21 protein-coding genes are annotated in these 25,524 nt (G+C 73.0%); 8 read left to right on the top strand and 13 right to left on the bottom strand.

Annotated elements, in window-relative coordinates; all coding sequences use genetic code 11:
- Positions 1 to 17 precede the first annotated feature (17 nt).
- On the top strand, positions 18 to 923 hold the full coding sequence (locus GTY67_RS32160; RefSeq protein ID WP_093689428.1) for a lysophospholipid acyltransferase family protein: 906 nt from the start codon (positions 18 to 20) through the stop codon (positions 921 to 923).
- On the opposite strand, the gene egtD is transcribed toward GTY67_RS32160, so the two are convergent.
- The 5 genes from egtD to GTY67_RS32185 form a co-directional block, all read right to left on the bottom strand.
- The gene (gene egtD / locus GTY67_RS32165) at positions 866 to 1,828 is read right to left on the bottom strand and encodes an L-histidine N(alpha)-methyltransferase (RefSeq protein WP_161281365.1); all 963 of its coding nucleotides are present in this window, start codon (positions 1,826 to 1,828) and stop codon (positions 866 to 868) included. The genes GTY67_RS32160 and egtD overlap by 58 nt on opposite strands.
- Positions 1,825 to 2,580, bottom strand: coding sequence for an ergothioneine biosynthesis protein EgtC (gene egtC / locus GTY67_RS32170; RefSeq protein WP_161281366.1), 756 nt, complete (start codon positions 2,578 to 2,580; stop codon positions 1,825 to 1,827). Before egtC ends, egtD begins: the two co-directional genes overlap by 4 nt.
- Entirely contained in the window at positions 2,580 to 3,947 is a 1,368-nt protein-coding gene (egtB, locus tag GTY67_RS32175) for an ergothioneine biosynthesis protein EgtB (protein ID WP_161281367.1), read from the bottom strand. Before egtB ends, egtC begins: the two co-directional genes overlap by 1 nt.
- Positions 3,944 to 5,293: an ergothioneine biosynthesis glutamate--cysteine ligase EgtA gene (gene egtA, locus GTY67_RS32180; protein WP_161281368.1), complete on the bottom strand. Its 1,350-nt coding sequence runs from the start codon at positions 5,291 to 5,293 to the stop codon at positions 3,944 to 3,946. The genes egtB and egtA overlap by 4 nt, the downstream gene beginning before the upstream one ends.
- Before the next feature lie 148 nt (positions 5,294 to 5,441).
- Complete coding sequence (locus GTY67_RS32185) at positions 5,442 to 5,909, bottom strand: type II toxin-antitoxin system PemK/MazF family toxin (protein ID WP_093689438.1); 468 nt, start codon at positions 5,907 to 5,909, stop codon at positions 5,442 to 5,444.
- Positions 5,910 to 6,028: 119 nt separating this feature from the next.
- Between GTY67_RS32185 and GTY67_RS32190 the strand changes: the two genes are divergently transcribed.
- Both GTY67_RS32190 and GTY67_RS32195 read left to right on the top strand, forming a co-directional pair.
- Positions 6,029 to 7,051 carry a LacI family DNA-binding transcriptional regulator gene (locus GTY67_RS32190; protein ID WP_093689440.1) on the top strand — a complete coding sequence of 341 codons (1,023 nt, stop codon included), beginning with the start codon at positions 6,029 to 6,031 and terminating at the stop codon, positions 7,049 to 7,051.
- A 55-nt stretch (positions 7,052 to 7,106) separates the two neighbouring features.
- The gene (locus GTY67_RS32195; protein ID WP_093689442.1) at positions 7,107 to 7,373 is read left to right on the top strand and encodes a hypothetical protein; all 267 of its coding nucleotides are present in this window, start codon (positions 7,107 to 7,109) and stop codon (positions 7,371 to 7,373) included.
- Between the two features lie 96 nt (positions 7,374 to 7,469).
- On the opposite strand, the gene trxA is transcribed toward GTY67_RS32195, so the two are convergent.
- A complete protein-coding gene (gene trxA, locus GTY67_RS32200; RefSeq protein ID WP_073876374.1) occupies positions 7,470 to 7,868 on the bottom strand; it encodes a thioredoxin in 399 nt (132 codons plus the stop codon).
- Positions 7,869 to 7,984: 116 nt separating this feature from the next.
- Here trxA and GTY67_RS32205 point away from each other — a divergent pair, with 116 nt between their 5' ends.
- Positions 7,985 to 9,424 carry an NAD(P)/FAD-dependent oxidoreductase gene (locus GTY67_RS32205; protein WP_161281369.1) on the top strand — a complete coding sequence of 480 codons (1,440 nt, stop codon included), beginning with the start codon at positions 7,985 to 7,987 and terminating at the stop codon, positions 9,422 to 9,424.
- A gap of 284 nt (positions 9,425 to 9,708) precedes the next feature.
- Here GTY67_RS32205 and GTY67_RS32210 read toward each other — a convergent pair whose 3' ends face one another.
- Positions 9,709 to 11,181: an MFS transporter gene (locus GTY67_RS32210; RefSeq protein WP_161281370.1), complete on the bottom strand. Its 1,473-nt coding sequence runs from the start codon at positions 11,179 to 11,181 to the stop codon at positions 9,709 to 9,711.
- Between the two features lie 159 nt (positions 11,182 to 11,340).
- Here GTY67_RS32210 and GTY67_RS32215 point away from each other — a divergent pair, with 159 nt between their 5' ends.
- The gene (locus GTY67_RS32215) at positions 11,341 to 11,988 is read left to right on the top strand and encodes a TetR/AcrR family transcriptional regulator (protein WP_093689558.1); all 648 of its coding nucleotides are present in this window, start codon (positions 11,341 to 11,343) and stop codon (positions 11,986 to 11,988) included.
- 20 nt (positions 11,989 to 12,008) lie between these two features.
- Here GTY67_RS32215 and GTY67_RS32220 read toward each other — a convergent pair whose 3' ends face one another.
- The 3 genes from GTY67_RS32220 to GTY67_RS32230 all read right to left on the bottom strand — a co-directional run bounded on the left by GTY67_RS32220 (position 12,009) and on the right by GTY67_RS32230 (position 15,986).
- Positions 12,009 to 13,271: a DUF6357 family protein gene (locus GTY67_RS32220; RefSeq protein WP_161281371.1), complete on the bottom strand. Its 1,263-nt coding sequence runs from the start codon at positions 13,269 to 13,271 to the stop codon at positions 12,009 to 12,011.
- 113 nt (positions 13,272 to 13,384) lie between these two features.
- Entirely contained in the window at positions 13,385 to 14,194 is an 810-nt protein-coding gene (locus GTY67_RS32225; RefSeq protein ID WP_093689450.1) for an SAM-dependent methyltransferase, read from the bottom strand.
- Positions 14,195 to 14,333: 139 nt separating this feature from the next.
- The gene (locus tag GTY67_RS32230; protein ID WP_093689452.1) at positions 14,334 to 15,986 is read right to left on the bottom strand and encodes a SpoIIE family protein phosphatase; all 1,653 of its coding nucleotides are present in this window, start codon (positions 15,984 to 15,986) and stop codon (positions 14,334 to 14,336) included.
- A 526-nt stretch (positions 15,987 to 16,512) separates the two neighbouring features.
- Between GTY67_RS32230 and GTY67_RS32235 the strand changes: the two genes are divergently transcribed.
- Positions 16,513 to 17,658, top strand: a complete 1,146-nt coding sequence (locus GTY67_RS32235) for an aromatic acid exporter family protein (protein ID WP_161281372.1) — start codon at positions 16,513 to 16,515, stop codon at positions 17,656 to 17,658.
- A gap of 475 nt (positions 17,659 to 18,133) precedes the next feature.
- The gene (locus GTY67_RS32240; protein ID WP_093689456.1) at positions 18,134 to 20,467 is read left to right on the top strand and encodes a BTAD domain-containing putative transcriptional regulator; all 2,334 of its coding nucleotides are present in this window, start codon (positions 18,134 to 18,136) and stop codon (positions 20,465 to 20,467) included.
- Here GTY67_RS32240 and GTY67_RS32245 read toward each other — a convergent pair.
- Positions 20,436 to 21,659, bottom strand: a complete 1,224-nt coding sequence (locus GTY67_RS32245; protein ID WP_161281373.1) for a cytochrome P450 — start codon at positions 21,657 to 21,659, stop codon at positions 20,436 to 20,438. The genes GTY67_RS32240 and GTY67_RS32245 overlap by 32 nt on opposite strands.
- A 190-nt stretch (positions 21,660 to 21,849) precedes the next feature.
- On the opposite strand from GTY67_RS32245, the gene GTY67_RS32250 reads away from it, so the two are divergent.
- Positions 21,850 to 23,073: a cytochrome P450 gene (locus GTY67_RS32250; RefSeq protein ID WP_093689460.1), complete on the top strand. Its 1,224-nt coding sequence runs from the start codon at positions 21,850 to 21,852 to the stop codon at positions 23,071 to 23,073.
- Here the strand turns inward: GTY67_RS32250 and GTY67_RS32255 are convergent.
- Together GTY67_RS32255 and GTY67_RS32260 are read right to left on the bottom strand one after the other, a co-directional pair.
- Entirely contained in the window at positions 23,028 to 23,783 is a 756-nt protein-coding gene (locus GTY67_RS32255; protein ID WP_161281374.1) for a 4'-phosphopantetheinyl transferase superfamily protein, read from the bottom strand. The two genes, GTY67_RS32250 and GTY67_RS32255, sit on opposite strands and share 46 nt — an antisense overlap.
- The gene (locus GTY67_RS32260; RefSeq protein ID WP_237502963.1) at positions 23,780 to 25,387 is read right to left on the bottom strand and encodes an AMP-binding protein; all 1,608 of its coding nucleotides are present in this window, start codon (positions 25,385 to 25,387) and stop codon (positions 23,780 to 23,782) included. The genes GTY67_RS32255 and GTY67_RS32260 overlap by 4 nt, the downstream gene beginning before the upstream one ends.
- Between the last annotated feature and the right edge of the window lie 137 nt (positions 25,388 to 25,524).

Raw genomic sequence — 25,524 nt, forward strand, 5'->3', positions numbered from 1 at the left:
CCCTTCGTACCGGAGGTGTGAGCGCCTGGCTCCCTGTCGCGCCCTGCACCCCGCAGACCTGCGCGCGCCACGCCGGGGCGGTCCGGGCCGCGCTGCCCGCCGTCCTGCGCCTGCTGGCCGGCTGTGCGTGGACGCTGCTGGGCGTGGCCTGCGCGCTGCCGGTCCGGCTGCTCCCGGCGGCTGTGCGGACGCGGCTGGTACGGCGCTGGGCGCGGGGCGTACCGCGTGCCTTCGGCGTACGGGTGACGGTCCCGGCGCAACCGTACGCCCCGGGCCCCGGTGGCGAGCTGGTCGTCGCCAACCACATCTCCTGGCTGGACATCCCGCTCGTCGCCGCCGTACTGCCGGGCCGGATGCTCGCCAAGAGCGAGGTCGGGCGCTGGCCGCTGCTGGGACGGCTCGCCGGGCTCGGCGGCACGCTGTTCATCGACCGGGACCGGCTGCGCGCGCTGCCGGGGGCCGTGGGCACGGTCGCCGATGCCCTGCGCTCCGGCTCCCGCGTCGTGGCCTTCCCCGAGGGCAGCACCTGGTGCGGGCGGGGGAGCGGCGGGGTGTTCCGGCCGGCCGTGTTCCAGGCGGCGATCGACGCGGAGGCCTCCGTACGGCCGGTCCGCATCACCTACCGTCCGGCGGGCGCGGTCGCGTTCGTCGGGGACGACCCGCTCGCCGCCTCCCTGTGGCGGGTGGTGCGGGCGGCCGGGCTCACCGCGCGGGTCGAGATCCTCGCCCCGATCCCGGCGGGCGAGCACGCGGGGATCTCCGCGAGCGGTGAGCCCGGCCGCCGTGCACTGGCGCGTACGGCCGGAGCCGCCGTCGCCGGTACGGACCGGACGACGACGGCTCCCCGAGCGACGCAGGCAGTGGCTCAGACCGCCGTGGCCAGCGACAGGGCGAACCGCCCCGCCGCATCCGTCCACCACTGAGCGAGCTGGAGTCCGGCCGCCGCCAGCTCCTCGCGTACGTCCTCCTGGCGGAACTTGGCCGACACCTCCGTCCGCAGCTCCTCACCGGCCTCGAACGGCACCACCAGGTCCAGCTCCCGGATCTTCACGGTCAACGCGCGGCGGGCGCGCAGCCGCATCTCGATCCAGCGCTGCTCCGGGTTCCAGACCGCGACATGCTCGAAGTCCTCCAGCGGGAAGTCCGCGCCCAGCTCCCGGTTGACGACGTTCAGCACGTTCTTGTTGAAGGCCGCCGTCACCCCCGACGCGTCGTCGTACGCCGCGACCAGCGTCTCCTCGTCCTTCACCAGGTCCGTGCCCAGTAGCAGCGCGTCACCGGGGGAGAGGAGCGAGCGCACCGAGTGCAGGAACCCGGCCCGCTCCTCGGGAAGCAGATTGCCGATCGTGCCGCCGAGGAAGGCCACCAGCCGGGGCCCCGGTGTGCCGGGCAGCGCAAGCCCGCCGGTGAAGTCGGCGATCAGGGCGTGCACCGAGAGCCCGGGGTGCTCGGCGAGCAGCGCCTCGGCCGCCCCCGTCAGCGCGCTCTCGCTCACGTCGACGGGGACGTAACTCTCCAGCCCGCTCAGGGCGTCCAGCAGATGGCGGGTCTTCTCCGAGGAGCCCGAGCCCAACTCGATCACGGTCCGGGCCCCCGAGACGGCGGCGATCTCCTCGGAGCGCTCCTCCAGGATCTCCCGCTCCGCGCGGGTCGGGTAGTACTCGGGCAGCCGGGTGATCTCCTCGAACAGCTCGCTGCCGCGCGCGTCGTAGAACCATTTGGGCGGCAGCGTCTTCGGGTGCCGGGTCAGCCCGCTCAGGACATCGGCGCGCAGCGCCGCGTCCGTCGCGTCCTCCGGCAGGGTGCGGGTCAGCAGGAAAGGGCTCACGCGGCGGGCTCCTTGAGCGGTGTGGGGGTGATCTCGGCGGAGGTCGCGACCAGCAGAGTGCGGTCGGGGACCTCGCGCCAGCGGGGGTCGTCGTCGTACGGCTCCGAGGCCACGACGGTCGACCGGCCCGGGTCGTGGAGGTGCCAGAGGGAGTCGCCCCAGGCGGTGGCCACGATGGCGGTGCCGTCCGTGACCAGCAGATTGAGGCGGGAGCCGGGGGCCGCCTCGGCCACCTCCCGGACGGTCTCCGCGACCGCCGTCGCCGGCTCGTCCCCCGCCGCGACGCGGTGCAGGATCAGCGCCCAGACCAGCGCGGAGTCGTTGCGGGCGGCCAGGGACAGCAGCTCCTGCGCGGGCAGGGCGGCGGCCGGACCCGCGAGGGAGCCCGGCCAGCCCGGCACCGCGCCGTTGTGGCTGAAGAGCAGCCGCCCGGCGGCGTACGGCGCGGCCGCGGCCTCCCCGTCCGCACCCGCCTCGGTGGCGTCCCGTACGGCGGCGAGCAACGCGGTGGTCCGCACCACCCGGGCCAGATCGGTGAAGGTCTGGTCGTGCCAGATCGGCCCCTGGCGCCGGTAGCGCCCGGGCACCGGGTCGCCGTCCGCGTACCAGCCGACGCCGAAGCCGTCCGCGTTGACCGTCCCGTACCGCTGGCGGCGCGGTGCCCAGGACTGGCGCAGCAGGGAGTGCGGCGGCGCGGAGAGCACGGTCCCGAGGGCCACCGGATCGCCCACATAGGCGATATGACGGCACATCAGGCGTCCCTCGCGGTGCGGAACCCGGAGAAGATCTGCCGCCGCACCGGCAGGTCCCAGTTGCGGAACGTGCCCCGGCAGGCGACCTGGTCCACGGCGAACGAACCGCCGCGCAGCACCTTGTGGCCGGGGCCGAAGAACACCTCCGAATACTCCCGGTAGGGGAACGCCACGAACCCCGGGTAGGGCAGGAAGTCGCTGGAGGTCCACTCCCACACGTCCCCGATCAGCTGGCCCGCACCGGACGGTGCCCGGCCCGCCGGATACGCCCCGGCCCGCGCCGGACGCAGATGGCGCTGGCCCAGGTTGGCCTGCCCGGGTGTCGGGTCCGTGTCGCCCCAGGGGTAGCGCAGCGAACGCCCGGTGGCCGGGTCGTGCCGGGCGGCCTTCTCCCACTCGGCCTCGGTGGGCAGCCGCCGCCCCGCCCAGCGCGCGTACGCGTCCGCCTCGTACCAGCTGACGTGCAGCACCGGCTCGTCCTCCGGCACCGGCTCGGTCACCCCGAACCGGCGGCGCAGCCACTGCCCGGCGTCCCGGTGCCAGAACAGCGGTGCGGTCAGGCCGTGTTCGCGGATCAGGTCCCAGCCCTCGGGCGCCCACCAGCGGGGGTCGGTGTACCCGCCGTCCTCGATGAACCGGCGGTACGCCCCGCAGGTGACGGGGGCGGTGTCCAGGTGGAACGCGGCCACCTCCCGCCGGTGCGCGGGCCGTTCGTTGTCCAGGGCCCACGGCTCGGCGGAGGTCCCCATGGTGAACGGGCCCGCCGGGACGAGGACTTCGTCGGGCAGCGCGTCGGCGTCGGTGGGTGCGGGCGGCGCCGGTGCCGTCAGCGCGACCGGGCCCGTCCGCAGCTGATGGGTGATCAGCATGGTCTCGTCGTGCTGCTGTTCGTGCTGGGCGATCATCCCGAAGGCGAATCCGGCCCGCTCCAGCGGACGGCCCCCTTCGTGCAGCGGGGCGCCCTCCAGGATGTCCAGGGCCCTGCCCCGTACATCGGAGGCGTACGTCCGTGCCTCGGCGGGCGCCAGCAGCGGCAGCGAGGGCCGGGCCGCGCGGGGGTGCTCGAAGGCGTCGTACAGCCCGTCTATCTCGGGGCGCAGCGCCTCCCGTCCGCCCACGGCGCGGAGCAGCCACTGCTCCTCCTGGTTGCCGATGTGGGCCAGGTCCCAGACGAGCGGGGACATCAAGGGGGAGTGCTGGGCGGTGAGTTCACCGTCGTCGACGCTGTCGGTGAGGGTGGCGGTCCGCGCGCGGGCGGTCAGCAGCGCGTCCAGGGCGCGCTGCCGCAGCGCCTCGGGGTCATGGCTGCCGGGGCCCGGCGGGAAGCCGTCCGTGGCGATGGCGGAGGGGGCGCGGTCGTCGGTCATGCTGAGGCCACCCTTCCGGTGTGCGGCCCGGCTGCGGGCCCGTCCGCGGTCCCCCTCGGCCGGCCCAGGCGGGCGAGGGCACCCGGTTCGAGCAGATCGTCGGCCGGACATCGGCCCCGGGCCGCATACCGGTCGTTGAAGGCCGCCACGGTGTCCGTCACGGCCTTGCTCGCCCCCATCCGGTCCAGGGCGGTCAGCGCCGTGTCGAAGCAGACGGTGGCCGCCGCCCGCAGCTCCGGATCGGCCAGGCCCTCGCGGGCGGCCGTCGTCCACAGCGGGTTGCGCGGCGAGGGGTCGGACCCCGCCCACTCGGCCAGGGGCTTCACGGTGCGGTACACGGTCTCGGCGGCCTCCGGGTCGTCGAACAGGGCGGTGGCGACGGCGAGCGGCACCAGCCACCCGTCCGCGCCGCTCTGCGCGTCGATCATGCGCAGTTCGAGGTGCCCGCGCGGCCGGACCGGCGGGAAGAGGGTGGTGATGTGGTAGTCGAGATCGGCCCGGACCGGCGGGCGGGGCGCGCCGGTGCGGATCCACTCCCGGAAGGTGAGGCCCTCCGGCACGTCCCAGGGGCCCTCCTCGCGGCGGACGCACATCACGGTCGTGTCCAGGACGTGCGCGGCCCACGCCTCACGCGGCGGCAGCCCGCCGCCCGGCGCCAGCGTCCGTACCGGGTCGAGATCGGCCCACAGGGCCTGCCGGGTGGACTTCCAGCCGGTCGGGCGGCCCTGCTGGAACGGCGAATTGGCGAACGCGGCCACCAGGACGGCCCCGAGCAGATGGGTGAGCTGCCAGCGCCGCCCGTAACCGAGCGGCCCCGGCTCCTCCTCGCCCGCGTCCAGGCAGACCTGCACGGAGGCGGAGGTGCACATCATCGCCCGCCCGGCCGGTCCCGCCCGGTCCAGGGCCGCCTCCATCGCGTCGTACCGCGGCTCGCGCAGCCTGCGGTGCGGCGTCTGCCACGGGTCCACACCGAGCCCGGCCGGTGCCAGCCCGGACAGGCCGAGCGAACCGCGGACGGCGGCCAGATCCGCCGCGGTCGTCTCGATGCACTCCATCAGGGAGCCGGCCGGCTGGGAGCTGAGCTCCAGCTGCCCACCCGGCTCGAACGTCAGTGCGGCGCTCAGCGGCAGCTCGCGGAGGGCCGCGACCGCGTCGTCCAGCCGCTCCTGGGCGACCGGAACAGCGGGATTCTCCTGGTCATGGATGAGCCATTCGAGTTCCACCCCCACGATGCGAGGGGGACCCGTCTTGAAACATATGCCGCGCAGTAAATCCTGGGCCGCACCCTCGTCGAGGGTGGCGTGGTCCGGGTGTGCGCCGGGGCCGCCAGGTGTGTCCGAGGACATGAGGCGCCTCCTTCTCAGTTGCGTACCTACCACCCAAACCCGTACCCCGGGATCGCACAAGAGTGCCCCCGAGCCACCGGAAAAGCGGTCGCCGCCGCACCGCTCCGGAACCAGCATGCGCCGTTGGCGCACCACCGGCGAGCGGCGGTCAGCCCCAGCCGTACCGTTCCCGCAGCCGCCCGGTGACCGAATCGAACCGCTCCCGGTCCAGCGCGCACGCCTCGCGCCGCATCCCGTCCTCGTGGACCCGCAGCACCCGGTCCAGGTCGACCCAGGACGGCCGGCCGGAGCTGTCCCAGGGGCCGGCGCCCAGCGCCACCCACTCGTGGTCCATGTCGTGCTGCTTGCTGGAGAGCTGGACGGCGAGCAGCGTGCCTGCCGCCTCCCGGGCGACGACGAGCACCGGCCGGTCCTTGCCGCGCCCGTCGTTCTCCTCGAACGGCACCCAGGTCCAGACGATCTCGCCCGGATCGGGGTCGCCGTCGCGGTCGGGCGCGTACGAGGTGCGGACCGGGCCGACCTGTCGCGGATCGGCCTGGACGGTCGCGGTCGGACCGGTGCTGCCAGGAGGTACGGGCGGGGCGTCGGTGCGCTGTGCGCTGTGGTGGAACGTCATCGCAACACCGTAGGACCTGCACGCCGCCATCCCGGGAGCGGGTCCGCCGAACGGGGGCCGCGGCGAGGCGCACCCGGGGCGCGGACCGGCCCGGCGGATCTGGAAGACTGCCGCACGCCATGAGCCAGTTACCCAAGCAGCGCACCGAAGTCTCCGTCCCGACCAGCGCCGATGTCGCGCGCCTCGCCGGAGTGTCCCGGGCCACCGTGTCGTACGTACTGAACAACAACGCCGCCGTCCGGATCAGCGAACCCACCCGGCACCGGGTCAGGGAGGCTGCCACGCAGCTCGGTTACGTCCCGCACGCGGCCGCCCGCAGCCTGCGCGCCGGACACAGCCGCCTGGTCCTGCTGCCCTCGGGCCATATACCGGCGGGCCCGCTCCACCAGCGCTTCTTCCAGGAGCTCCAGGCGGGACTGCGCCGACTGGACTACACCGTCGTCCAGTACGGCAGCGCCGGCCTCGCGGACGACGAGGCGGTCAGGGCCTGGGCCGAACTGCGGCCCGTCGCCGTCGTCGTACCGCCGGGCGTCACCCTCACCCCGCAGGGCACGGACGTCCTCACCCGCTCCGGCGCCAAGGCGGTGATCACCCTGGGCCCGGAGCCGGTGGAGGGCGCCCACGGGCTGGTGATGGACCAGCGGCGGGTCGGCGCCAGCGCGGTCGGCCATCTGCTGGCCCGGGGCCGCCGCCGCATCGGGGTGGTGATGCCCCGGGAGGCGGGCCTCACCCCGTTCTCCGAACCCCGCCTCGCCGGGGCCCGGCAGGCGGCGGAACCGGCCGGGGCCCATGTCCGCCCCCTCCCGCTCCGCTACGAGGAGGAGTCGGCGGCGGAGCTGGTGCGCGGCTGGCGGGAGCTGGGCCTGGACGCGGTGTTCGCGTACAACGACGAGTACGCCATGCTGCTGATGCGGGCCTTGCAGGACGCGGGGATCGCGATACCCGGCGACACGGCGGTCGTCGGAGCGGACGACCTGCTGCTCGGCAGACTGCTGCGGCCCCGCCTCTCCACGGTCCGGATGGAGCTCGCCATGCCGCACCCCCTGGCCGAGACGATCGACCGGCTCGTCCACCACCCGGGCGCCGCCCCCGTCCACCACGACCTGCTCCGCACCAGCGCCGTACACCGCGAGTCCAGCTGACCGCCCCCGGCGCGACGACATGCGCTCGGTACGGGGGGTGTCTAGCGTCGGGGCCATGAGCCACCCGCAGAGCTACGAGCTCCTCCTGATCCCCGACCACAGCAGGACGCGGACCGGGGCCCCCGGACGGCCGATCCGCTCGGCGGTCGTGACCGCGACCGGCGAGACGGGCGCCTCGGGCTACCCCCGGTACACGGGCGAGGGCATGGAGGCGGACATCGACCCGGAGACCCGCACGGTGGAGGCCGTGCTGATCGACGGCGAGGAACTGGACCCCGGCATGTCGGTGCACGTCGCCGACGGGATGCGCCCGACGGGCTAGGCGTTTCGGGCATGGCTGAAGGCCCCGACCGGGTGACACCGCTTCCACGGTGTCCGATCAGGGCCCTTCAGCGCGCGCCGTGCGCCGGTACGGCGACTACTGGGGCTCCGGCTGTCCCTGCCCGGCCTCCGCCGCCCGCTTCTGCTCCTCGACGGACTTGCGGACCTCGTCCATGTCCAGGTTCCGGGCCTGGCCGATGACGTCCTCGAGGGCCGCCTCGGGCAGGGCGCCGGGCTGCGAGAAGACCGCGACGTTGTCGCGCACGATCATCAGCGTCGGGATGGACCGGATCTCGAAGGCCGCCGCCAGCTCCTGCTGCGCCTCCGTGTCTACCTTCGCGAAGACCAGGTCCGGGTGGCGCTCGGACGCCGAGTCGTAGACCGGCGCGAACTGTCGGCAGGGGCCGCACCAGGAAGCCCAGAAGTCGATCAGGACGAAGCCGTTGTCACTGACGACCTGATCGAAGTTTTCCTTGGTGAGCTCTACGGTGCTCATACTCCAGATACCTCTTCCTGTGCCCGTTCGGACGTGTCCGGCACAACGGTGACTGCACGTGCGCTATTCCGCCTGCCCATGTGGCCGGTGCGCACACTCCCGACGACACTGTTTCCATGACTGATGCAGTGGATGTTTCCCCGTACGACGTGGTGGTCATCGGCGCGGGTCCGGTGGGAGAGAACGTGGCCGACCGGGCCCGCGCGGCGGGGCTGAGCACGGCCGTGGTGGAGTCCGAGCTGATCGGCGGCGAGTGCTCGTACTGGGCGTGCATGCCGAGCAAGGCCCTGCTGCGCCCCGTGGTCGCCCGGGCCGACGCCCGCCGCGTCCCGGGCCTGAGCGCGGCGGCGCAGGGCCCCCTCGACGTGGAGGCCGTCCTCGCCCACCGGGACGAGATGACGAGCCACTGGAAGGACGACGGACAGGTCGGCTGGCTGGAGAGCGTCGGAGCCGACATCTACCGGGGTACGGGGCGCCTCAGCGGCCCCCGCGAGGTCACCGTCACCGCCCCCGACGGGACCGGGCACCGGCTCACCGCCCGGCACGCCGTCGCCGTGTGCACCGGCACCCGGGCCGTCGTCCCCGACCTCCCCGGCATCGCCGAGGCCCGCCCCTGGACCAGCCGCGAGGCCACCAGCGCCAAGGAGGTGCCGGGGAGGCTCGTGGTGGTCGGCGGGGGAGTGGTCGGCGTGGAGATGGCGACCGTCTGGCAGGCGCTGGGCGCCGAGGTGACGCTGCTGATCCGCGGCAAGGGCCTGCTCCCGAAGATGGAGCCCTTCGCGGGCGAGCTGGTGGCCGAGGCGCTGGAGGAGGCCGGAGCCCGGATCCGTACCGGCGTCTCCGTCACCGCCCTGGAACGCCCCGCACCGGACGGCCCGGTCACGGTGGTCCTGGACGACGGCGGCCGGATCGAGGCCGACGAGATCCTCTTCGCCACCGGCCGGGCACCCCGCACCGAGGATCTGGGCCTGGAGACGGTCGGCCTGGAGCCCGGCTCCTGGCTCGCCGTGGACGACAGCTGCCGCGTCGAGGGCAGCGACTGGCTGTACGGGGTCGGGGACGTCAACCACCGGGCCCTCCTCACCCACCAGGGCAAGTACCAGGCCCGGATCGCGGGCGCCGCGATCGCCGCCAGGGCCCAGAAGGTCCCGCTCCTGGAGACCGACCCCTGGGGCGCCCACGCGGCCACCGCCGACCACGCGGCCGTCCCCCAGGTCGTCTTCACCGACCCCGAGGCCGCGTCCGTCGGCCTCACCCTCGCCGAGGCCGAACAGGCGGGCCACCGCGTCCGCGCCGTCGACTACGACCTCGCCTCCGTCGCCGGCTCGGGCCTCTACGCCGACGGCTACCAGGGCCGCGCCCGGATGATCGTGGACCTGGACCGCGAGATCCTGCTCGGCGTGACGTTCGTCGGCCCCGGCATCGGCGAACTCCTGCACTCCGCCACCGTGGCGGTCGCGGGCGAGGTCCCCATCGACCGGCTCTGGCACGCGGTCCCGGCGTACCCGACGATCAGCGAGGTGTGGCTGCGGCTGCTGGAGACGTACCGGGGCTAGGGCCTGTCGGCAAACTGCCGTCTGCCGTGCGACGCCTGGCACGCCCGCTCGCGGCGTTGCCGAAATGGCCAAGTAGCTCTGCTACGAGGCCATTCCGGCGCCTTGCGATCGCACGCACCAGACGCCGCGCGGCCGCCCTTCGGGCGACGACGGCAGTTTGACGACAGGCCCTAGGACCTGTCCGGGGGATCAGGACCGAACAGGCCCTGGCTGCCGCCGCGGGCTCCCGCTGGTGCGGGACCCGGTCCGCGCCCCCGCGCCGTACGGGAGGGGAGGCCGCCCGGTCAGGCGGCCTCCTCGGGCGCTGCCTCCTCCACGCTGCGGGAGTCCGTGAGGCTCAGCGCGCCGGTGGCCGCGATCAGGCCGACGGCGACGGCGAGCACGGCGTAGGCGATCCGCTCACCGTGGAAGAAGGAGGCCACGAGGTCGCTGCTCCACACCCCGGCCGGGAGCTGGGTGGTGACCAGTGCGGCGATCAGCGTGCCGATCACGGCGGTGCCGACGCTGGTGCCGACCTCCTGCGCGGTGTCGTTGAGCGCGGTGCCCATCGAGGTGCGGTTGGCCGGCATCGCGTCGACGAGCGCGACCGCGCAGATCGTCATGACGGTCCGCAGGCCGATCGTCATGAGCACCATGCAGAGCGCGATGACGAGGTAGCCGTGCTCCACACCCCAGGACAGCCCCGCCAGGGCGACGGCCAGGCAGGCCGCGCCCACCAGGCAGGCGACGCGGTGGCCGTAGCGGCGGGCCAGTCCCTCGGACAGGGGCGTCGCGAGCAGCATGGTCACGATCAGCGGCAGGTTGGCGAGGCCGGCCCGGACGGGGCTCCAGCCGTACGCGTACTGGAAGTGCAGGATGAGCCCGAACATCACACCGGCCATCGCGATGGACGTACCGATCTGCGCCACGGCGGCGCCGCGGACCGTGCCGTTGGAGAAGAGGCCGAGGTCCAGCATCGGGGAGGGGCTGCGGCGCTCGTGCCGGATGAAGGCGGTCGCGGCGAGGGCGGCGCCCACGACCGAGCCGATGGTGGGGACGGAGAGCCAGCCGTTCTCGACGCCGCTGGTCAGCGCGTAGCAGGCGAGCCCGATGGTGGCGACGCTCAGTGCGGCGCCCGGCACGTCGAGTCGGTCGCGGGTCAGGTCCTCGGGCCGGTCGGCCGGGACGCCGAGGCGGACCCCGATCCAGGCGATCAGCGCGATCGGGGCGTTGACGACGAGCAGCCACTCCCAGCGCACATGGGCCAGGACCGAGCCGCCGATCAGCGGTCCGAGGATGAAACCGGACATGCCGACGACGATCATCACCGTCATGGCGCGCATCCGCAGCGCCTTGTCGTCGAAGAGGCGGAACACCAGCGAGTTGGTGATCGGGGCCATCGCCGCGGCGGCTATGCCGAGCGCGGCGCGCAGGGCGATCAGCTCACCCGCGGTGGTGACCCGGACGACGCACAGGCTCAGCGCGCCGAACACGGCGAGCCCGACGAGCAGGACGCGGCGGCGGCCGAGCCGGTCGGCCATGGAGCCGGCGGTGAGCAGCAGACCGCCGAAGGTCAGTGAGTACGCGCCGGTGACCCATTGCAGCGCGGTGGTGCCACCGCCGATGTCACGTCCGATGGTGGGCAGCGCGATCGACAGCAGGGTGTTGTCGACCATCTCCACGAAGAAGGCCAGACACAGGGCGGCCATCGGGATCCATGCGGCGCGCAGGGAGGGATAGGTACGGGAAGCGGGGGGTTTCAGCATCGCGGTCGTCATGGCGGCGCTCCTCTCTATCGAACGCCGATCGACTATCGAACGGTGTTCCATGAGGTACGATAGAACAGCGTTCGATAGAGATGCAAACGAGAGGCGGAAGTCATGCCGCGCCACCAGAACCGCGGAGCCGCGGGCGGCCGCCGCCGGGCTTCGCACTCGATGGAGTCCGTGCTCACCGAGGCGGTGGCGCTCCTCGACGAGGCAGGGCCTTCGGCGCTGACGTTCCGGGCGCTCGCGCAGCGCCTCGGGGGCGGCGTGGCCAGCATCTACTGGTACGTCGCGAGCAAGGACGAACTCCTCGACCGCGCCACCGACCACGTGATCGGCGGCGTCCTCGCCGACATCGAGGCGATCGAGCCCGGCGACGACCCGATCGACGACCTGCGCGCGATGTCGCTGACCCTGTTCGACGCGATCCTCGTACGGCCCTGGCTCGGGAACTACTTCATGCGCAACACCGACGTGCAGGGCAACGCCCTGCGCCTGTACGACAGACTGGGGCAGCCGACCCTGCGGCTGAAGCTCACCGCGCGCCAGCGGTTCCACGCCGTCTCGGCGATCACGACGGTCGTCGTCGGCTCCGCGGTCGACCTGGGCCAGGAACCGCCTGACGAGGTCCTCGACGGCGCCGTCGGCCGCGACGAGTTCCTCGGCCGCTTCGCCTCGGCGTGGCGGGAACTCGACGCCGACGAGTTCCCCTTCGTGCACGAGATCGTCGACGAGTTCGACGGGCACGACGACATCGAACAATTCCGCGCCGCGCTGGACCTGACCCTCGCGGGGCTGCGCCTCCAGGCCGGGGCCTGAACGCGCTGTAGGGACCGGGACTACTTGGGACCGCGCAGTCGGCGCGCCCGCTCGAACTCGTCGACGTCCGACATCCAGGGACCGTACGGTCCGAGTGCGGCGCAGCCACCCCGGACGAAGGTGCTCACCAGCTTCCGGTATCCGCCCATCCCGTCGACGAGGCTGTACTCGACCCGGTACTCCGGATCCGACCCGCCGACGCCCTTGCGCACCGTCGTGACCCGGGCGACGGAGTCCGCGTAGAAGTGGAGCTGGATCCCTTCGCCCATCTCCTCGTCCTCGATGGTGAACACCTCGTTGTCCCCGGCCGAGCGATCGGCGACGAACTCCCAGAACTCCGCGCTGGCGGTGCGGGGACCGCCCTGGAGCCACTTCCTCTCGACGCCCTTGTCGTCGGTGAAGGACAGGGCCGTCTTCCTCGCCCTCCCGCCGCCGTCGGCGCGTTCGCCTGCGGCCTCCTCGTCGTCCTCCAGGGGCGCGCTCCTGGAGCGCTCCGCTGCCTCCGAGCACATCAGGAAACTCACCGTGCGTACCGCCTCATCGGCGAGTCCGGGGTGCGCACGGCGCACGGCCGCCTCGACCGCTGCCGCTATCCGGTCCCAGTCGCCCTTGTCCGTGGCGCGCTTGCCCCGCCGTGGATCGCGGCCGATCCGCATTCCGGCGCACGCCCGCTCGGCGGTGGCGACCACCCGTCGGACCTCGGGCAGCAGCTTGGGGGAGACGGCATCCGGCGTACGCCTCGGAAGGGCCGAGCCGTGCAGGTACTGGCCCGTGTACCGCAGAAGCGCGGCGTCGAGCGGACTCGGTACGGTCCCGCGCCCGGCGCGACGGCGGTGCGCGCGGTACTCCTGAACCCGCTTCCCGTCGGACGTCTCCGTCGCCGTACGCATGGCCGCGAAGACCTGACCGCGCTCCAGCAGGCGGACGTCGGCCCCATGGGCGATGAGCCGGTCCCTGTCCCACGGGATGCGCCGGAAGAGCGCGTCGACGTCGCCGGGCGGGGAGAGGAGGATCGGGTCCAGGAGCGCGACGGCGGCGCTCTCGTCGAGGCTGCCCCGGGTTCCGGCGGCCTCGCACAGCGGAAGGACCGCGCTCCACAGCAGCAGGTGCCGGGGCAGGTCGTCCTGGATCACCGCGAGATGGGCCTCCCCGATCGGGAAGGTGAAGGTGCGAGGGTCGTGGTTGGCGTCGGCCCCGGCACCCAGCGTCAGTTTCGGCTCACCGTCCTCGCGGACCACGTTCGGTATCCAGCCGCTCCGGCGCGAGAAAACGATGTCGCTCATGGGCCCCAGTCTTCCCCATCGGACGAGGCTCAGGCCTCGGGCGCCGGTTCGGGGGCGGTGTGGGTGTCCGGTGGGCCTCCTGGTGGTAGCGGTCTCGGCGGGGGAGGCCGGCTTCAGGGCTTCCTGGCCACCGCGCCGTACATGGCGATGTCCCGGCTGTCGACGGCACTCTGCTCCGGACCGGGGCGCCACGTGTGCACCTGGGTGACTCCCGGGTCCTGCAACTCCAGCCCGTCGAAGAACGAGGCGGCCGTCCGCAGGTCGCGCAGGACGAAGGGCATACCTTGCTCGCGGTACTCCTGCGCCACCCGGTTGACCTCGTCTGGCGCGAAGTCCGCGGTGCCGATGGTCATGGCCAGATAGCTGCCGGACGGCAGCGGATCCAGCAGCCTGGTGATCAGGCGCCGGTCGTCGGGCGGCAGGATGAAGTGCATGATGCCGATCACCATCAGGCCGACGGGCCGGTCCAGGTCGATCAGCTCCTGGAACTCCTGGCTGCCGAGGATGGCGTCGGGGTCGTGCATGTCGGCGTCCACGTACGCGGTGGCACCCTCGGCCGAACTCTGGAGCAGGGCCCGCGCGTGCGCGAGCACGATGGGGTCGTTGTCCACGTAGACCACGTGTGACTCCGGTGCCACCTCCTGCACGACCTGGTGCAGGTTGGGAGGGGTCGGCAGCCCCGTACCGACGTCGAGGAACTGGCGGATGCCGCACTCCTCGGCGAGGTAGCGACCCGCGCGGTGCATGAACCGGCGGTTCTCCATCATGTGGACGGGCAGGGCGGGCCAGTGGCGGCACATCGCGTCGCCGGCTTCGGCATCGACGGGGTAATGGTCCTTCCCGCCCAGGATGTAGTCGTAGACCCGGGCGGAGTGGGCCCGGGAGGTGGCGAGTCCGCTCTGCCGGTTCTGGGGGGTGCTCATGCGAGGCCTCTTTCGGTCAGGTACGGCTTGTTCGACGGTATATCGCGGTATCGGGTGCGCAAGTGCGGCGGGGGGCCGGGATCACGTCGGCGGCCCGGACGGAGACGACATCCGGCTTGCTCCTGCCCTCGTCGACGGGCTACTCGCCCGACCGGGCCTGCAGGGCGATGACGGCGATGTCGTCCCGCCGGTTCTCGGCGGGCGGCAGGAGCCTTCGGATCAGTGTCGCCAGGGGCACCTCCGCCCGTACCAGGGTTTCGGTGTGCTCACGCAGGCGCTGAAGGTTGTCGCCGATGTCCGTACCCGGTGCTTCCACCAGTCCGTCGGTGTAGAAGATCAGGGTGTCGCCCTCCCGGATGACCGTGTGGAGATCGGTACGGGGCAGGTCATCGGTGACGCACAGCGGAGGGTCCGGGGCCGTGAGGTCGTGCAGGTATCGCGGCGGTGCGTCGCGGGGGATCAGCAGCGGCGGTGGGTGGCCCGCGTTGGACAGGGCGACACGCCAGACGTGAGGGGCCAGCCGACGGATGACCGCGTGTACCGCCGTGACCATCGACGGCCCGTCCAGCGCCTGCACGATGCGGTCGAGCCGGCTCAGGGTGACCGCCGGGCTGGCGGCCGGCCCGCTGTCGTAGGCGAGTCCTCGCAACAGGCTGTTGACGCGGCCCATCGCGGCGGCCGCGTCCAGGTCATGGCCCGCGATGTCACCGATGGACAGCGCGAGCGAGTCTGCCGAGAGCCTGACCGCGTCGTACCAGTCCCCACCGACCTCCGCGGCCGAGTCGGCCGGATGGTAGAGAGCGGTGATCGAGATGCCGTCGACGGCCGACGGAGGAGCGAGGAAGGACTGCTGGAGGGCGAGAGCCTTGTCACGGATTCTCTGCAGCTCCATGGTCCTGCGCAGGGGTCCGCTCATCTGCTGGAAGACATCCTGTAGCAGGTTCAGATCGGCCTCGTCCGGCGGCGGGTTCCCCCGACAGGTCGTCGTGGTCGCCAGGGCGACGGCCCGGCCGTCCACCACGACGGGAAGCAGTGCGACGCTGGTCGCACCGGCTTTGCGCAGCCACCGTACGGACGCCTTCGACAGGCCGTCCTCGGGAGGCTCTCCGGGCGGGAAGGTCAGCAGGCGGGCCTCCTGGCTCTCGATGACCTGTCGTGGGGCCGCCCCCCACAGGATGTCCCTGTCCAGCGGATAAAGGGACGGCAGCCCGGGTGCCAGCCCCACGCTCTCCGTCGACGCCCCGGACGCCGCACCCCCGGGCAGCCCGTGGCCAGGGCCGGGCTCGCCCCGTACGTGGAAGACGGCAACGGCATCCGCGAGTTCGGGGACGACGGCGGCCGCGGTCGTCAGGAACGCCTCGGACAGGTCGTGCGCGGCCGGTACCGCCGCCATGCGGGCCAGCAGCTTCTCCCGCATCCGGATGCGCCAGTGGTCCTCGGCGTCGGCAGCCGTGCCGACCCATTCGGTGTCACCTTCCTCGTCCAGGACAGGTACGGCGATGATCTTGATGTGGCGGAAGCGGTCGGGGGTGTCCTTGAGCCGCACCCGTACAACCGTGTCGAGCGGAGACCTCTCCTCGGAGGTCCTGCGCCAGGCCCGCCGGAACCAGTCCCGGTCCTTCGGATGCACGGCGTCCATCCACGAGGTCCCGCCATCGGGGTGCCACAGCCTCTCCCTCATGCCGCTTCCCGCCAGAAGGGTGACGACCCCGTCGGCCGACAGCACCCAGACAGACTGAGGCACGGCGCCCATCAGCGCCGCGTAACGCCGGAGAAGACGTTCCTGGTTCACCGCCCCCGCCTTCGGTGTCCGTCCGACGTGGGCAGAGCCGCTTCGCAGGGCCTCGGAGCAGGGGCGTGGCTCGCGGCGCGGACACGGCGGACCGGGGGACGCCAGGTCGGCTCCGTACGGCACACCAGGTCTCTTTCGCCACTCATGTCCCGATCATCTCCCGCATCGGGGACGGCAGCACGCCCTGGCCGGCGAGGCCCCGCACGCCATACCGCGGAGGAGAGCCGGCAGGGGGGGGCACGCGGCCTGCACCAGCCGTGTCTCCCGGGGCAGGGCGGTCAGCCACGGTGTGCCCTTCACGGCGGTCGCTGGAGACTGCCGCGGCCAGGGGGCCGCCCCCGCCACATCATCGACCAGACCCTCGACACCGACGAGATCCCTCACGCCTGGCGTTCCCGCGAACCCCTGCCCAACCGCCGGGCTTCGGATGCCTACGCAAGGTGACGCGTGGGTCCGAGGAGGGCGGGTACGGGAGGCGCAGCCCGACGGAGGGCGCGATCGGCGACGTGGTGAGGAAGAGGGCAGGTTGAGACGGGCGGAGACGCGGTGGTCGGCCGCCTGGCGGTGGGTGGGGCAGGAGTGGGCGGAGGTACGGCGGGCGGTCCGCAGCGCGTGCGAGGAGGCCGGACCGGAGCGGGACACGCTCGTCCAGTCCCTCAAGGCAGCGGCGGCGGCGATCCTCGCGTGGGCGTTGACCGGATGGTGGTTCCAGGCCCCGATGGCCCTGCTGGCTCCGTGGACGGCGATCGCGATGGTCGGCAGCACGGTCTACCAGTCGCTGCGTACGGGTGCCCAGCAGTTCGCCATCATCGCCCTCGGCACTCTCTGGGCGTCCGCGGCGATGGCTCTCACGCGGGACCAGACCATGGCCGCCATGCTGCTCACCCTGCCGTTCATGATGCTGCTCGGCAACTACCGCCGCTTCGGAAGCCAGGGCATCTACGGTGCCACCACGGCCCTCTTCGTGATCACCGCCGGGGTGTCCAGCGCCTCTACGGTGGGACACCGGCTCCTGGAGACCCTGATCGGCGCGGTCATCGGCCTTCTGGTCAACGCGCTCGTCCTGCCCCCCGTCCACCTGCGCAGCGTCCGTGACCGCCTCTCCCGTCTCACGCAGGAGACGGGAGAGCTGCTGGACGCCATGGCGGACGGACTGCGTGAGGAGAACGGGCTGGGAGAGGCCGAGGGCTGGCACCTCAGGGCCACCCGCCTGACGGTCTCGCTCCAGAACGTGAGCGACGCCCGCCGCTGGGCGATGGAGGGATCGCGCTGGAACCCGGGAGGCCGCCTGCGCCGCTCAGGACCGAAGCCTCCGCCGTTCGCCGAGGACATGCGGTGGGGCCGGGTCTGCACCCGCGTCCTGGCGGTCACCCGCACACTCTCCGGTATCCGCGAGGACCCGGAACTCAGCCAGCCCTCACCGGACTTCTTCCGCCGGCTTTCCGAGGTGCTTGGCCGGAGCGCGCGTATCTGTGCCCGGGAAACCGAACTGCTCACCTCCGCCGCACCGGACGCCCCGCGCGACGACCGCGACGCGGTGGCAGGGGAGGCCCGGGCCGGACTCGACTCGCTCACCGAGATCTTCCGCCGGCAGGAGGGAACGGCGGCGGCCGTCGGAGGTGAACTTCTGCTGGAAGCAAGGCAACTGGTGAACGAACTCGATTTCAACTGAACGAGTACGACCCGGCCCGCAGCATTTCGACGCCGGGAAGCACTCCGGTACCGGACCGGCGCGCGCAGACGCATTCCGTTTCGGCCTCCCGTCACCCGATGTGGCTTTGATCCGCAATAAGTACGGTGGACCACCTCCCGGCCGGGTAATAGCCCGTTAGGATCCAAGGTGCACTCGGGGTCAACACCCAGCACCATGGGCTGATTTCAGCCTGATATCGGTCCAAGGGGGAATGGATGGACAGCCTGAAGTCCGTGCGCGCCAAGACCGGATCATGGCTCCTGACGGCCGCGTGCGCCGCGCCGCCCGCCGGGAGATCTGCCGAACCGCACACGCGCTTACGGAAAGGGCCAGGACCATCGGCCGGCCACCGATGTCCGGCGCCCGCCTCCGCTCACGCAGAGCGGCGCACGGCAGAACCCGTGGTCTGCGAGCCGAAGGGATGACTCCGGGGCAGGGGGGCCTGCGTTTCCAGGTGCTGGGACCGGTCGCGGTGCGCTGCGGGGACGTCCCCACCCGGCTGCCCAGCACCGTCGCACGCCGGGTGCTCACCGTACTGATGCTGTCTCCCGGCGAGGTGCTCAGCGCCCCCCGGCTCGCCAAGGCGGTCTGGGGCTCGGCCGGCCCGGCGACCGCCACGAACCAGGTGCGCAAGGCGGTCGCCCAGCTCCGCCAGGCGATACCCGGCGCGGGCGACTACCTCCTCACCGACGGCCCGGGCTACCGACTCGACGTCGGCGCCGCCGAGTCCGACCTGGTGGAGTTCAACCAACGCCGCCTGCGGGTCCGCAAGCTCAACGAGGGCGGAGCCGGTGAAGTGCTGCTGATCGAGGAGTTGCAGACGGCCCTCGCCCTCTTCCGCGGCCATGTCGCCGCGGACGTCGTCGAGGGCGACGAGCTGGACAACGGCCTGATCCGCGCCGCCGCCCGGGTGGTGGAGGAACGACGGCTCGCGGTGCAGAAGGAACTGATCACCCTGCGCCTGCGCTCGTCGCCCCCGGCCCTGGCCATAGGCGACCTCCGGGATCTGGTGGCGCAGCACCCGCTGGCCGAGGATCTACGCGCGCTGCTCATGCTCGCGCTCTCCCTCTCGGGGAGACAGGCCGACGCGCTCGCCGAGTACGCCGAGATCCGGACCCTGCTCCGCGACGAGCTGGGCATCGACCCCGACCACTCGCTGGCCCAGGTGCACGAAGCCGTCCTGCGCGGGGACGCGTCCGCCTATCTGTGGTCCGGCACGCCGCTCAGACCCGACGGGCGGGACACCACGACGGTGCAGCACGACGCGGACGGACGGTACGGGGCACCGCCCGGCCAGAAGCCGCACATCCGGGCCACCTGCACCCTGCCCCACGGGCTGACCGACTTCGTCGGCCGCCAGGAGGAGGCGGACTCCCTGCTGCGGACGGCCCGGGCGGGCTCGCGGGGTTCGGGCCCCCTGCTCATCTGCGTCGACGGCATGGGCGGCATCGGCAAGACGGCCCTCGCCCTGTACGCGGCCCACCGGCTGGCGGAGGACTACCCGGACGGCCAGTTCTACGTCGACCTGCACGGGTTCAGCCCCAGCGAGGGGCCCCGCGAACCGGCCGAGGTGCTCCAGGTGCTGCTCCGCTCGCTGGGGACCGAGGCGGCCCGCATCCCGGCGGACCTGGACAGCCAAGTGGCCATGTGGCGCGCCCTGCTGGCCGAGTCCAAGGTGCTGCTGCTCCTCGACAACGCCGCCAGCGAGGCACAGATCGTGCCGCTGCTGCCGCCCGGCACCGGCTCCCTGGCCCTGATCACCAGCCGTCGGCGCCTCTACGGCCTGGACGGCACCGAGCCGTGCCCGGTCTCCCGGATGAGTACGGCGGACTCCCGGAAGCTCATCGAGAGGCTGCTGGGGGAGGGGCTGGAGCCGGAGGCGGCCGAACGCCTCATCGCCTACTGCGGCGGCCTCCCCCTGGCGCTGCGGCTGGCCGCAGCCAAGCTGCGCTCCCGCCCCACCTGGACGCTCTCCCATCTGGTGGAGCGCCTCGACGACGTGCACCGGCGCCCCGGCGAACTCCAGGCGGGCGACCGGAGCGTCCAGTCGGTGCTCCAGCTCTCCTTCGGCGCCCTGACCCCCGCGCAGCGCAACGCCCTGTGCGTGCTGACGCTGCTGCCCGACGCGAGCATGGACGCCCACGAGGCGGCCGCCCTGCTGGACACCAGCCCGTCCGAGGCCGAACTGCTGCTGGAGAGCCTCCTCGACGTCAACCTCCTCGAGCAGCCCCGGATCGGCCGCTACTCCCTCCACGGCCTCGTCGCCGGTGTCACGGCCGCCATGGGGGAGATCGAGGGGCTCCTGCGCACCGAGAAGCGGCGCTCGGCGCTCCGCCGGCTGCTGGACTACCACCTGGCGGTCAGCAGACGCAGCTGCACCCTCCTGGGCCGGGAGGGCGGCGCAGCCGACGCCGGGCCCGGCCCCGTCCCGTACCTCCCGGAGATCAGCAGCCGGAAGGAGGCGACGGAGATCTGCGAGCGGGAGTCGCCCGCGATGCTGGCCGCGCTCTGCACCGCGCGGCACGAGGGGTTCTTCGTGCCGGGCGCGCAGCTCGCGCACAATCTGCGGTACGTCCTGTCGCCGGAGGGCTGTCAGGCCTTCGACAGCGGTGCCGACGGTAGGGAGTACGGCGACGGCGCCCGCAGGCCGGAGGCGTCCGAGTCGTTCCGGACGGCGCTGCTCGGCCTCGCCGCCGCGTGTCGCCGGACCGGCCTGCTGGAGCAGAGCAGGACCCTGACCACCGAGGCGCTGAGCCTCACCGCGCCACCGGCGCGGGGTCCAGCCTGACGGGGATGGAACGGTAGGCGCGGAAGGTGACGCTGGGGCGCCTCTCGATCTCGCCCGCCACGGCGGGCACGACCGGTGCGTCCGCCAGCCAGCGCAGCACCGCGCGCCCCTCCACCTGGGCCAGCGCCGCGCCCAGGCAGTGGTGCACCCCGCCCCCGAAGCTCACGTGCGGGTTGGGATCGCGGGTGATGTCCAGCCGCCCGGGGGCGGCGAACCGGGCCGGGTCGTGGTTGGCGGAGCCCAGGAGCAGCACCAGGATGCGGCCCGGGCGCACGGTCCGGCCGTCGATCTCCACCGGCTCCCTGACATAGCGGGCGGTGGCCTGGATCGGGGCGTCGTAACGCAGGAACTCCTCCACCGCCGTGGGCGCCAGCTCAGGGCGGCCGCGCAACAGGGCCAGCTGCGCGGGGTGCTGGAGCAGCGCCGACCAGATCGTCGAGATCAGATTGGTGGTGGTCTCGAACCCCGCGAAGAAGAGGAAGACCACGTTGTCCACCAACGTCTCCCGGTCGAACCCGGGATGGGTCCGCCGGGCGGCCAGCAGATTGCTCACCAGGTCGTCGGCCGGCCGCAGCGCCCGTTCGTCGACCAGCGCCGAGACGTACGAGCGCAGCCAGGTGACCGCCTCGTGCGCCGATGCCCGCTCCTCGGGCGGGACGTAGAGGGCGAACGCCTTGGCCAGCTCCACGGCGTGCGGCCGCACCGCCGCCCGGTCCACGTCGGGGATGCCGATCAGCTCGCAGACCACGGTGACCGGCAACGGGAAGGCCAGGTCGGTCACCACATCGAGGGCGCCGCCCGGGCCCGCGCGTTCCCGGGCCTCGGCCATCAGCCGGTCCACCTGGGTGGCGACGTAATCCTCCAGCCGCCGCATCAGCCTCGGGCTGAACGAACGCTGCATGATCCCGCGCAGGAACGTGTGCTCGGGCGCGTCCTGGTCAAGGACGATCCGCTTCAGGAAGTCGTTGGCGGGCCCCGCCCCCGTGGAGAACTCGTGGTACTCCGGCGGGTACTCGTGCCCCAGCCGGCGGTCCTTCAGCAGCTGGCTCACGTCCTGGTGGTGCGAGACCACCCACTGGCCCGCGGCGCCCCGGGCCAGCCGGCCCGCCGCGCGGAGGTCCGCGTACACCCGGTAGGGGTCCGCGACCACGGCGGGATCGCGGGAGTCGAACTTGGCGGGCAGCTCTCGCATACGGCCGGCACCTCCGGTGGCTCGCGGGTGGCCTCCCATGAGCCTGGCAGCTCCGGGGCGGCGGCCGGGGAACCTGTCGCCAGTCCTTCACCCCGGACCGCCGCCTCCCCCGCCGCTCGCAGACTGGGCGAGCCAGCGGAACAACCCGACCACGGCCGCGCACCCCCGGGTGCCGGGAGGTGACGCAGCGATGAACACGGTGCTGAACATGCCGCGCTTCCTGCTGGACGACGCGCGGGCGGTGCGTGACCCCTACCCGGTCTACCGCCGCCTCCGCGCCTACGGCCCGGTCTGCCGGGGCGGACCGGGGCAGTGGGTCTTCCCGCGCCACGAGGAGGTCTCCGCGCTGCTGCGCGACCCCCGGCTGGGCCGCGAGTTCCCCGAGGAGTACCAAGCGGTGTCCGTGGGCGAAGGACCGGCCAACGACTATCTGCGGCGCATCGTCGTCGACCGCGACCGCCCCGACCACACACGGCTGCGCCGACTGCTCACCAAGTCGCTCAGCCCGGCGATGATCCGCGGCCTGCGCGAGCCCATCGCGCTCCTCGTCGACGGGCTGCTGGACCAATTCGCCGAGGAGCGCCGCTTCGACCTCGTACGCGACCTGGCCGTACCCGTACCGATGATGGTGATGAGCGAGCTGCTGGACATCCCCCGCGCCGACCGGGACGACATCGCCCGCCTCTCCACCTCGCTCGCCCAGGCGTTCGCGGTCTTCATCTCGGAGGACAAGCGCCGCGAGGCGCACGGGGCCGTGGTCGAGTTGCGGGAGTACATGGCCGGGCTGGTCCGCGAGCGCAGGCGCCGGCCGGGCGAGGACCTGCTGTCGCGGATGCTCACGGCGGTCAAGGACGGCGAGGAGCCGCTGACCGACGAGGAGATCATCGACAACGCGCTGTTCGTCTACTACGCGGGGTTCGAGACGACCACCAACGCGATCGCCACCGGCGGCGACCTCCTCGTCCACCAGCCCCACACCCAGCGGCAGCTGCGGGCCGACCCGGGCATCGTCGGCAGCGCGCTGGAGGAGTTCATGCGCTACGACGCGCCCATCCACGCCACCACCCGGCTGGCCGTCGAACCGATCGAGATCGCCGGCCTGACGGTCCGCAAGGGACGGGTGGTGGTGCTGCTCCTCGCCTCCGCCAACCACGACGAGCGGGTGTTCCACGATCCGGCCCGGGCCGACCTGACCCGCTCGCCCAACCCGCACCTCAGCTTCGGCGGCGGTATCCACCACTGCCTGGGCGCGGCGCTCGCCCGGGTCGAGGGGGCGGTGGTCTTCGAGCGGCTGGCCGCCCGCTTCGCGGACATCGAGTCGGCCGGTGAGGGCGTGTGGGAGCCCAGCGAGGGCGGCTTCCGGTTCCCCTACTGGGCCCACCGAAGCCTGCCGGTGGCGGTGCGCCCCGCCTGACCGGGGCGGGGCAGCGCGCCCGCCGGTGCGGCGATCGCGGTCACCACGGTGCCGGGGCCGACGGCCCACCGCCCCCGCAGGGCCGGAAAGCCGGTGGCGGCGGGGTCGAACGCCGCACCGTCCCGGCGGACCCGGCGGGCGCCGCCCGGGACCGGCCGCACCACGAACCCGCCCGAGCGGCGGCCGTACGTGAAGACGACCTCGGCGTCGTCGAAGCCCAGCCAGCACCGCATCGCCGGATACCAGACCTTGTAGTACGCCTCCTTGGCGCTGAACAGCAGCCGGCACCACGGCACCTCCGCCCCGCCCGCGCCGAGTTCGGCCAGGTGGGCCCGTTCGGCCGCCGAGGCCACCTGGTCCAGCACGCGGGCGGGCAGCGGAGCGCGCGGTTCGGCGTCGATGCCCAGCCCGTCGGCGTCGCGGGTGTGTGCCACCGCCGCCGCCCGGTAGCCCCGGCAGTGCGTCAGGGAGCCGACCGTCCCACCCGGCCACCCGGGCGCCCCGTCGGCACCCCGCACCAGCGGTACGGGCGGGTGGCCCAGCTCGGCCAGGCAGGTGCGGGCCAGCCGCCGGACTGTCCCGTACTCGGCGCGCCGCAGGGCCAACGCGCCGGCCACCTGCCGCCGTTCGGCCTCGAAGAGCTCCGGGCCGGTCAGCTCACCGGTGGTCTCCCGGGCCACCGCGTACGCGGGCAGCAGCGTACGGATCAACCGGAGGCCACCGTCGCCCGCAGCGCCACCTTGTCGATCTTGCCCACCGGGGTCCGGGGCAGCACCGGCAGCTCGCGGACCTCGTCGGGCAGCTTGAACGCGGCCAGCCCCTTCCCGGCCAGATACCGCTTGATCTCCACCAGCGTGGGCGCCCGCTCCGCCTGATGGCCGGGCACCACGAACGCCAGGACGGCCTCGCCGAGTCCGGCATCCGGCCGGGCCACCACCGCCGCGTCGTCGATCGCCTCGTGGCTGCGCAGATGCCCCTCGATCTCGTCGGCCGACACCTTTTCCCCGCCCCGGTTGATCACATCCTTGGCGCGGCCGACGATCACCAGGTTGCCCTCGGGTGTGAGCCGGGCCAGGTCGCCGGTGCGGAAGAAGCCGTCGGGGGTGAAAGAGGCGCGGTTCGCCTCGGGCGCGTTCCAGTAGCCGTTGATGGTGTACGGCCCGCGCGTGACCAGCTCGCCCACCGTGCCCGCCGGAACGTCACGCAACTCCTCGTCGACCAGGCGGAGTTCGTCGAGATCGGAGAGCGGCCGTCCCTCGGTGCCGTGCACCACCTCCTCCGGATCGTCGAGGCGGGTGTAGGTGAGCAGCCCCTCGCCGATGCCGAACCAGTTGGTGATCCGGCAGTTGAGCGCGGACTGCGTACGGCCCGCCGCCTGCTGGTCGAACTTGGAGCTGCCGACCTGGAGGACGACCCGTTTCATGTCGACGGGCCGGGTCGCGGCGGCCCGGGACCACAGGGCCGCGAGGGCGGGCACCACGGTGGTGTGGGTGACGCCCTCCTTCTCGACCAGCGGGAACACCTCGTCGGGGGAGGGGCTCGCGGCCAGGACCGCCTTGCCGCCCACCAGCAGCGCGCCGAGCACCCCCGGGCACCCCAGGGCCGCGTTGTGCGCCGCCGGGTTCGCGGCCAGATAGACGCTGTCGGCGCCGAACTCCAGGGCCTGCGCACAGGCGGCGATGTTGAAGAGGTAGTCGTCGTGCGTACGGGGGATCAGCTTGGGCTTCCCGGTGCTGCCGCCGCTGAGCAGCAGGAACGCCACGCCCGACGGATCGACGTCCGGCAGCGGTACGTTCCCGGCGCCCCGGGCGCGTACCCGGTCCAGCGACAGCAGCTCCTGGCCGTCGCCCGCCACGATCACGGTGCGCACCCCGGACAGGGCGGCCGCGTGGCGGGCGAGGGTGCGGTAGTCGAAGCCCAGGAAGCGGTCGGCGGTCAGGTAGCCGACCGCGTCGGAGGCCGCGATCAGGTGCCGTACCTCGCTGTCCCGGTGCCCCGGCAGCGCGAGCACCGGGATGATGCCCGCCCGGAACATCCCCACCGTGACGGTGAGGAACTCGATGACGTTCGGCAGCTGGACCACCACCCGGTCCCCAGGGTTCACCCCCTCGGCCAGCAGCCCACGCGCGATCTCGTCGGCTTCGGCGCGCACCTCGCCGTGGGTGATACGGCGCCTGCGGTCCACGGCGGCGGTCCGGTCGGGGGCGGTTCCGGCCGCGGCGGTCAGCGCGTCGCCCAGCGGTACCCCCCGCCAGATCCCGGCGGCCCGGTAGCGGGCGGCGTCCTCGTCGCTCCACGGCGTGAACTCATCCATGGGCGCCAGTGTTCCGGGCCGCCCCGCCGGGACGCCGGGGACGAACAGAGCCGTGAAAGAGACGACGGCCGCCCGGGCGATCGCTCCTAGTGTCACCAGCGTCGCCGGGCGGATTCCGGTCCCCGGCGCCCCGCTAA

Origin of the sequence: Streptomyces sp. SID8374, from assembly GCF_009865135.1 — a bacterium.
GTDB lineage: Bacteria > Actinomycetota > Actinomycetes > Streptomycetales > Streptomycetaceae > Streptomyces.

Coding starts and splice junctions, on each gene's coding strand:
- egtB (WP_161281367.1), bottom strand. CDS start 3,947: ATGACCGACGACCGCGCCCCCTCCGCCATCGCCACGGACGGCTTCCCG.
- egtA (WP_161281368.1), bottom strand. CDS start 5,293: ATGTCCTCGGACACACCTGGCGGCCCCGGCGCACACCCGGACCACGCC.
- GTY67_RS32260 (WP_237502963.1), bottom strand. CDS start 25,387: ATGGATGAGTTCACGCCGTGGAGCGACGAGGACGCCGCCCGCTACCGG.
- GTY67_RS32245 (WP_161281373.1), bottom strand. CDS start 21,659: ATGCGAGAGCTGCCCGCCAAGTTCGACTCCCGCGATCCCGCCGTGGTC.
- egtC (WP_161281366.1), bottom strand. CDS start 2,580: ATGTGCCGTCATATCGCCTATGTGGGCGATCCGGTGGCCCTCGGGACC.
- GTY67_RS32185 (WP_093689438.1), bottom strand. CDS start 5,909: ATGACGTTCCACCACAGCGCACAGCGCACCGACGCCCCGCCCGTACCT.
- GTY67_RS32225 (WP_093689450.1), bottom strand. CDS start 14,194: ATGAGCACCCCCCAGAACCGGCAGAGCGGACTCGCCACCTCCCGGGCC.
- GTY67_RS32250 (WP_093689460.1), top strand. CDS start 21,850: ATGAACACGGTGCTGAACATGCCGCGCTTCCTGCTGGACGACGCGCGG.
- GTY67_RS32215 (WP_093689558.1), top strand. CDS start 11,341: ATGGAGTCCGTGCTCACCGAGGCGGTGGCGCTCCTCGACGAGGCAGGG.
- GTY67_RS32220 (WP_161281371.1), bottom strand. CDS start 13,271: ATGAGCGACATCGTTTTCTCGCGCCGGAGCGGCTGGATACCGAACGTG.
- trxA (WP_073876374.1), bottom strand. CDS start 7,868: ATGAGCACCGTAGAGCTCACCAAGGAAAACTTCGATCAGGTCGTCAGT.
- GTY67_RS32210 (WP_161281370.1), bottom strand. CDS start 11,181: ATGACGACCGCGATGCTGAAACCCCCCGCTTCCCGTACCTATCCCTCC.
- GTY67_RS32190 (WP_093689440.1), top strand. CDS start 6,029: ATGAGCCAGTTACCCAAGCAGCGCACCGAAGTCTCCGTCCCGACCAGC.
- GTY67_RS32205 (WP_161281369.1), top strand. CDS start 7,985: ATGACTGATGCAGTGGATGTTTCCCCGTACGACGTGGTGGTCATCGGC.
- GTY67_RS32195 (WP_093689442.1), top strand. CDS start 7,107: ATGAGCCACCCGCAGAGCTACGAGCTCCTCCTGATCCCCGACCACAGC.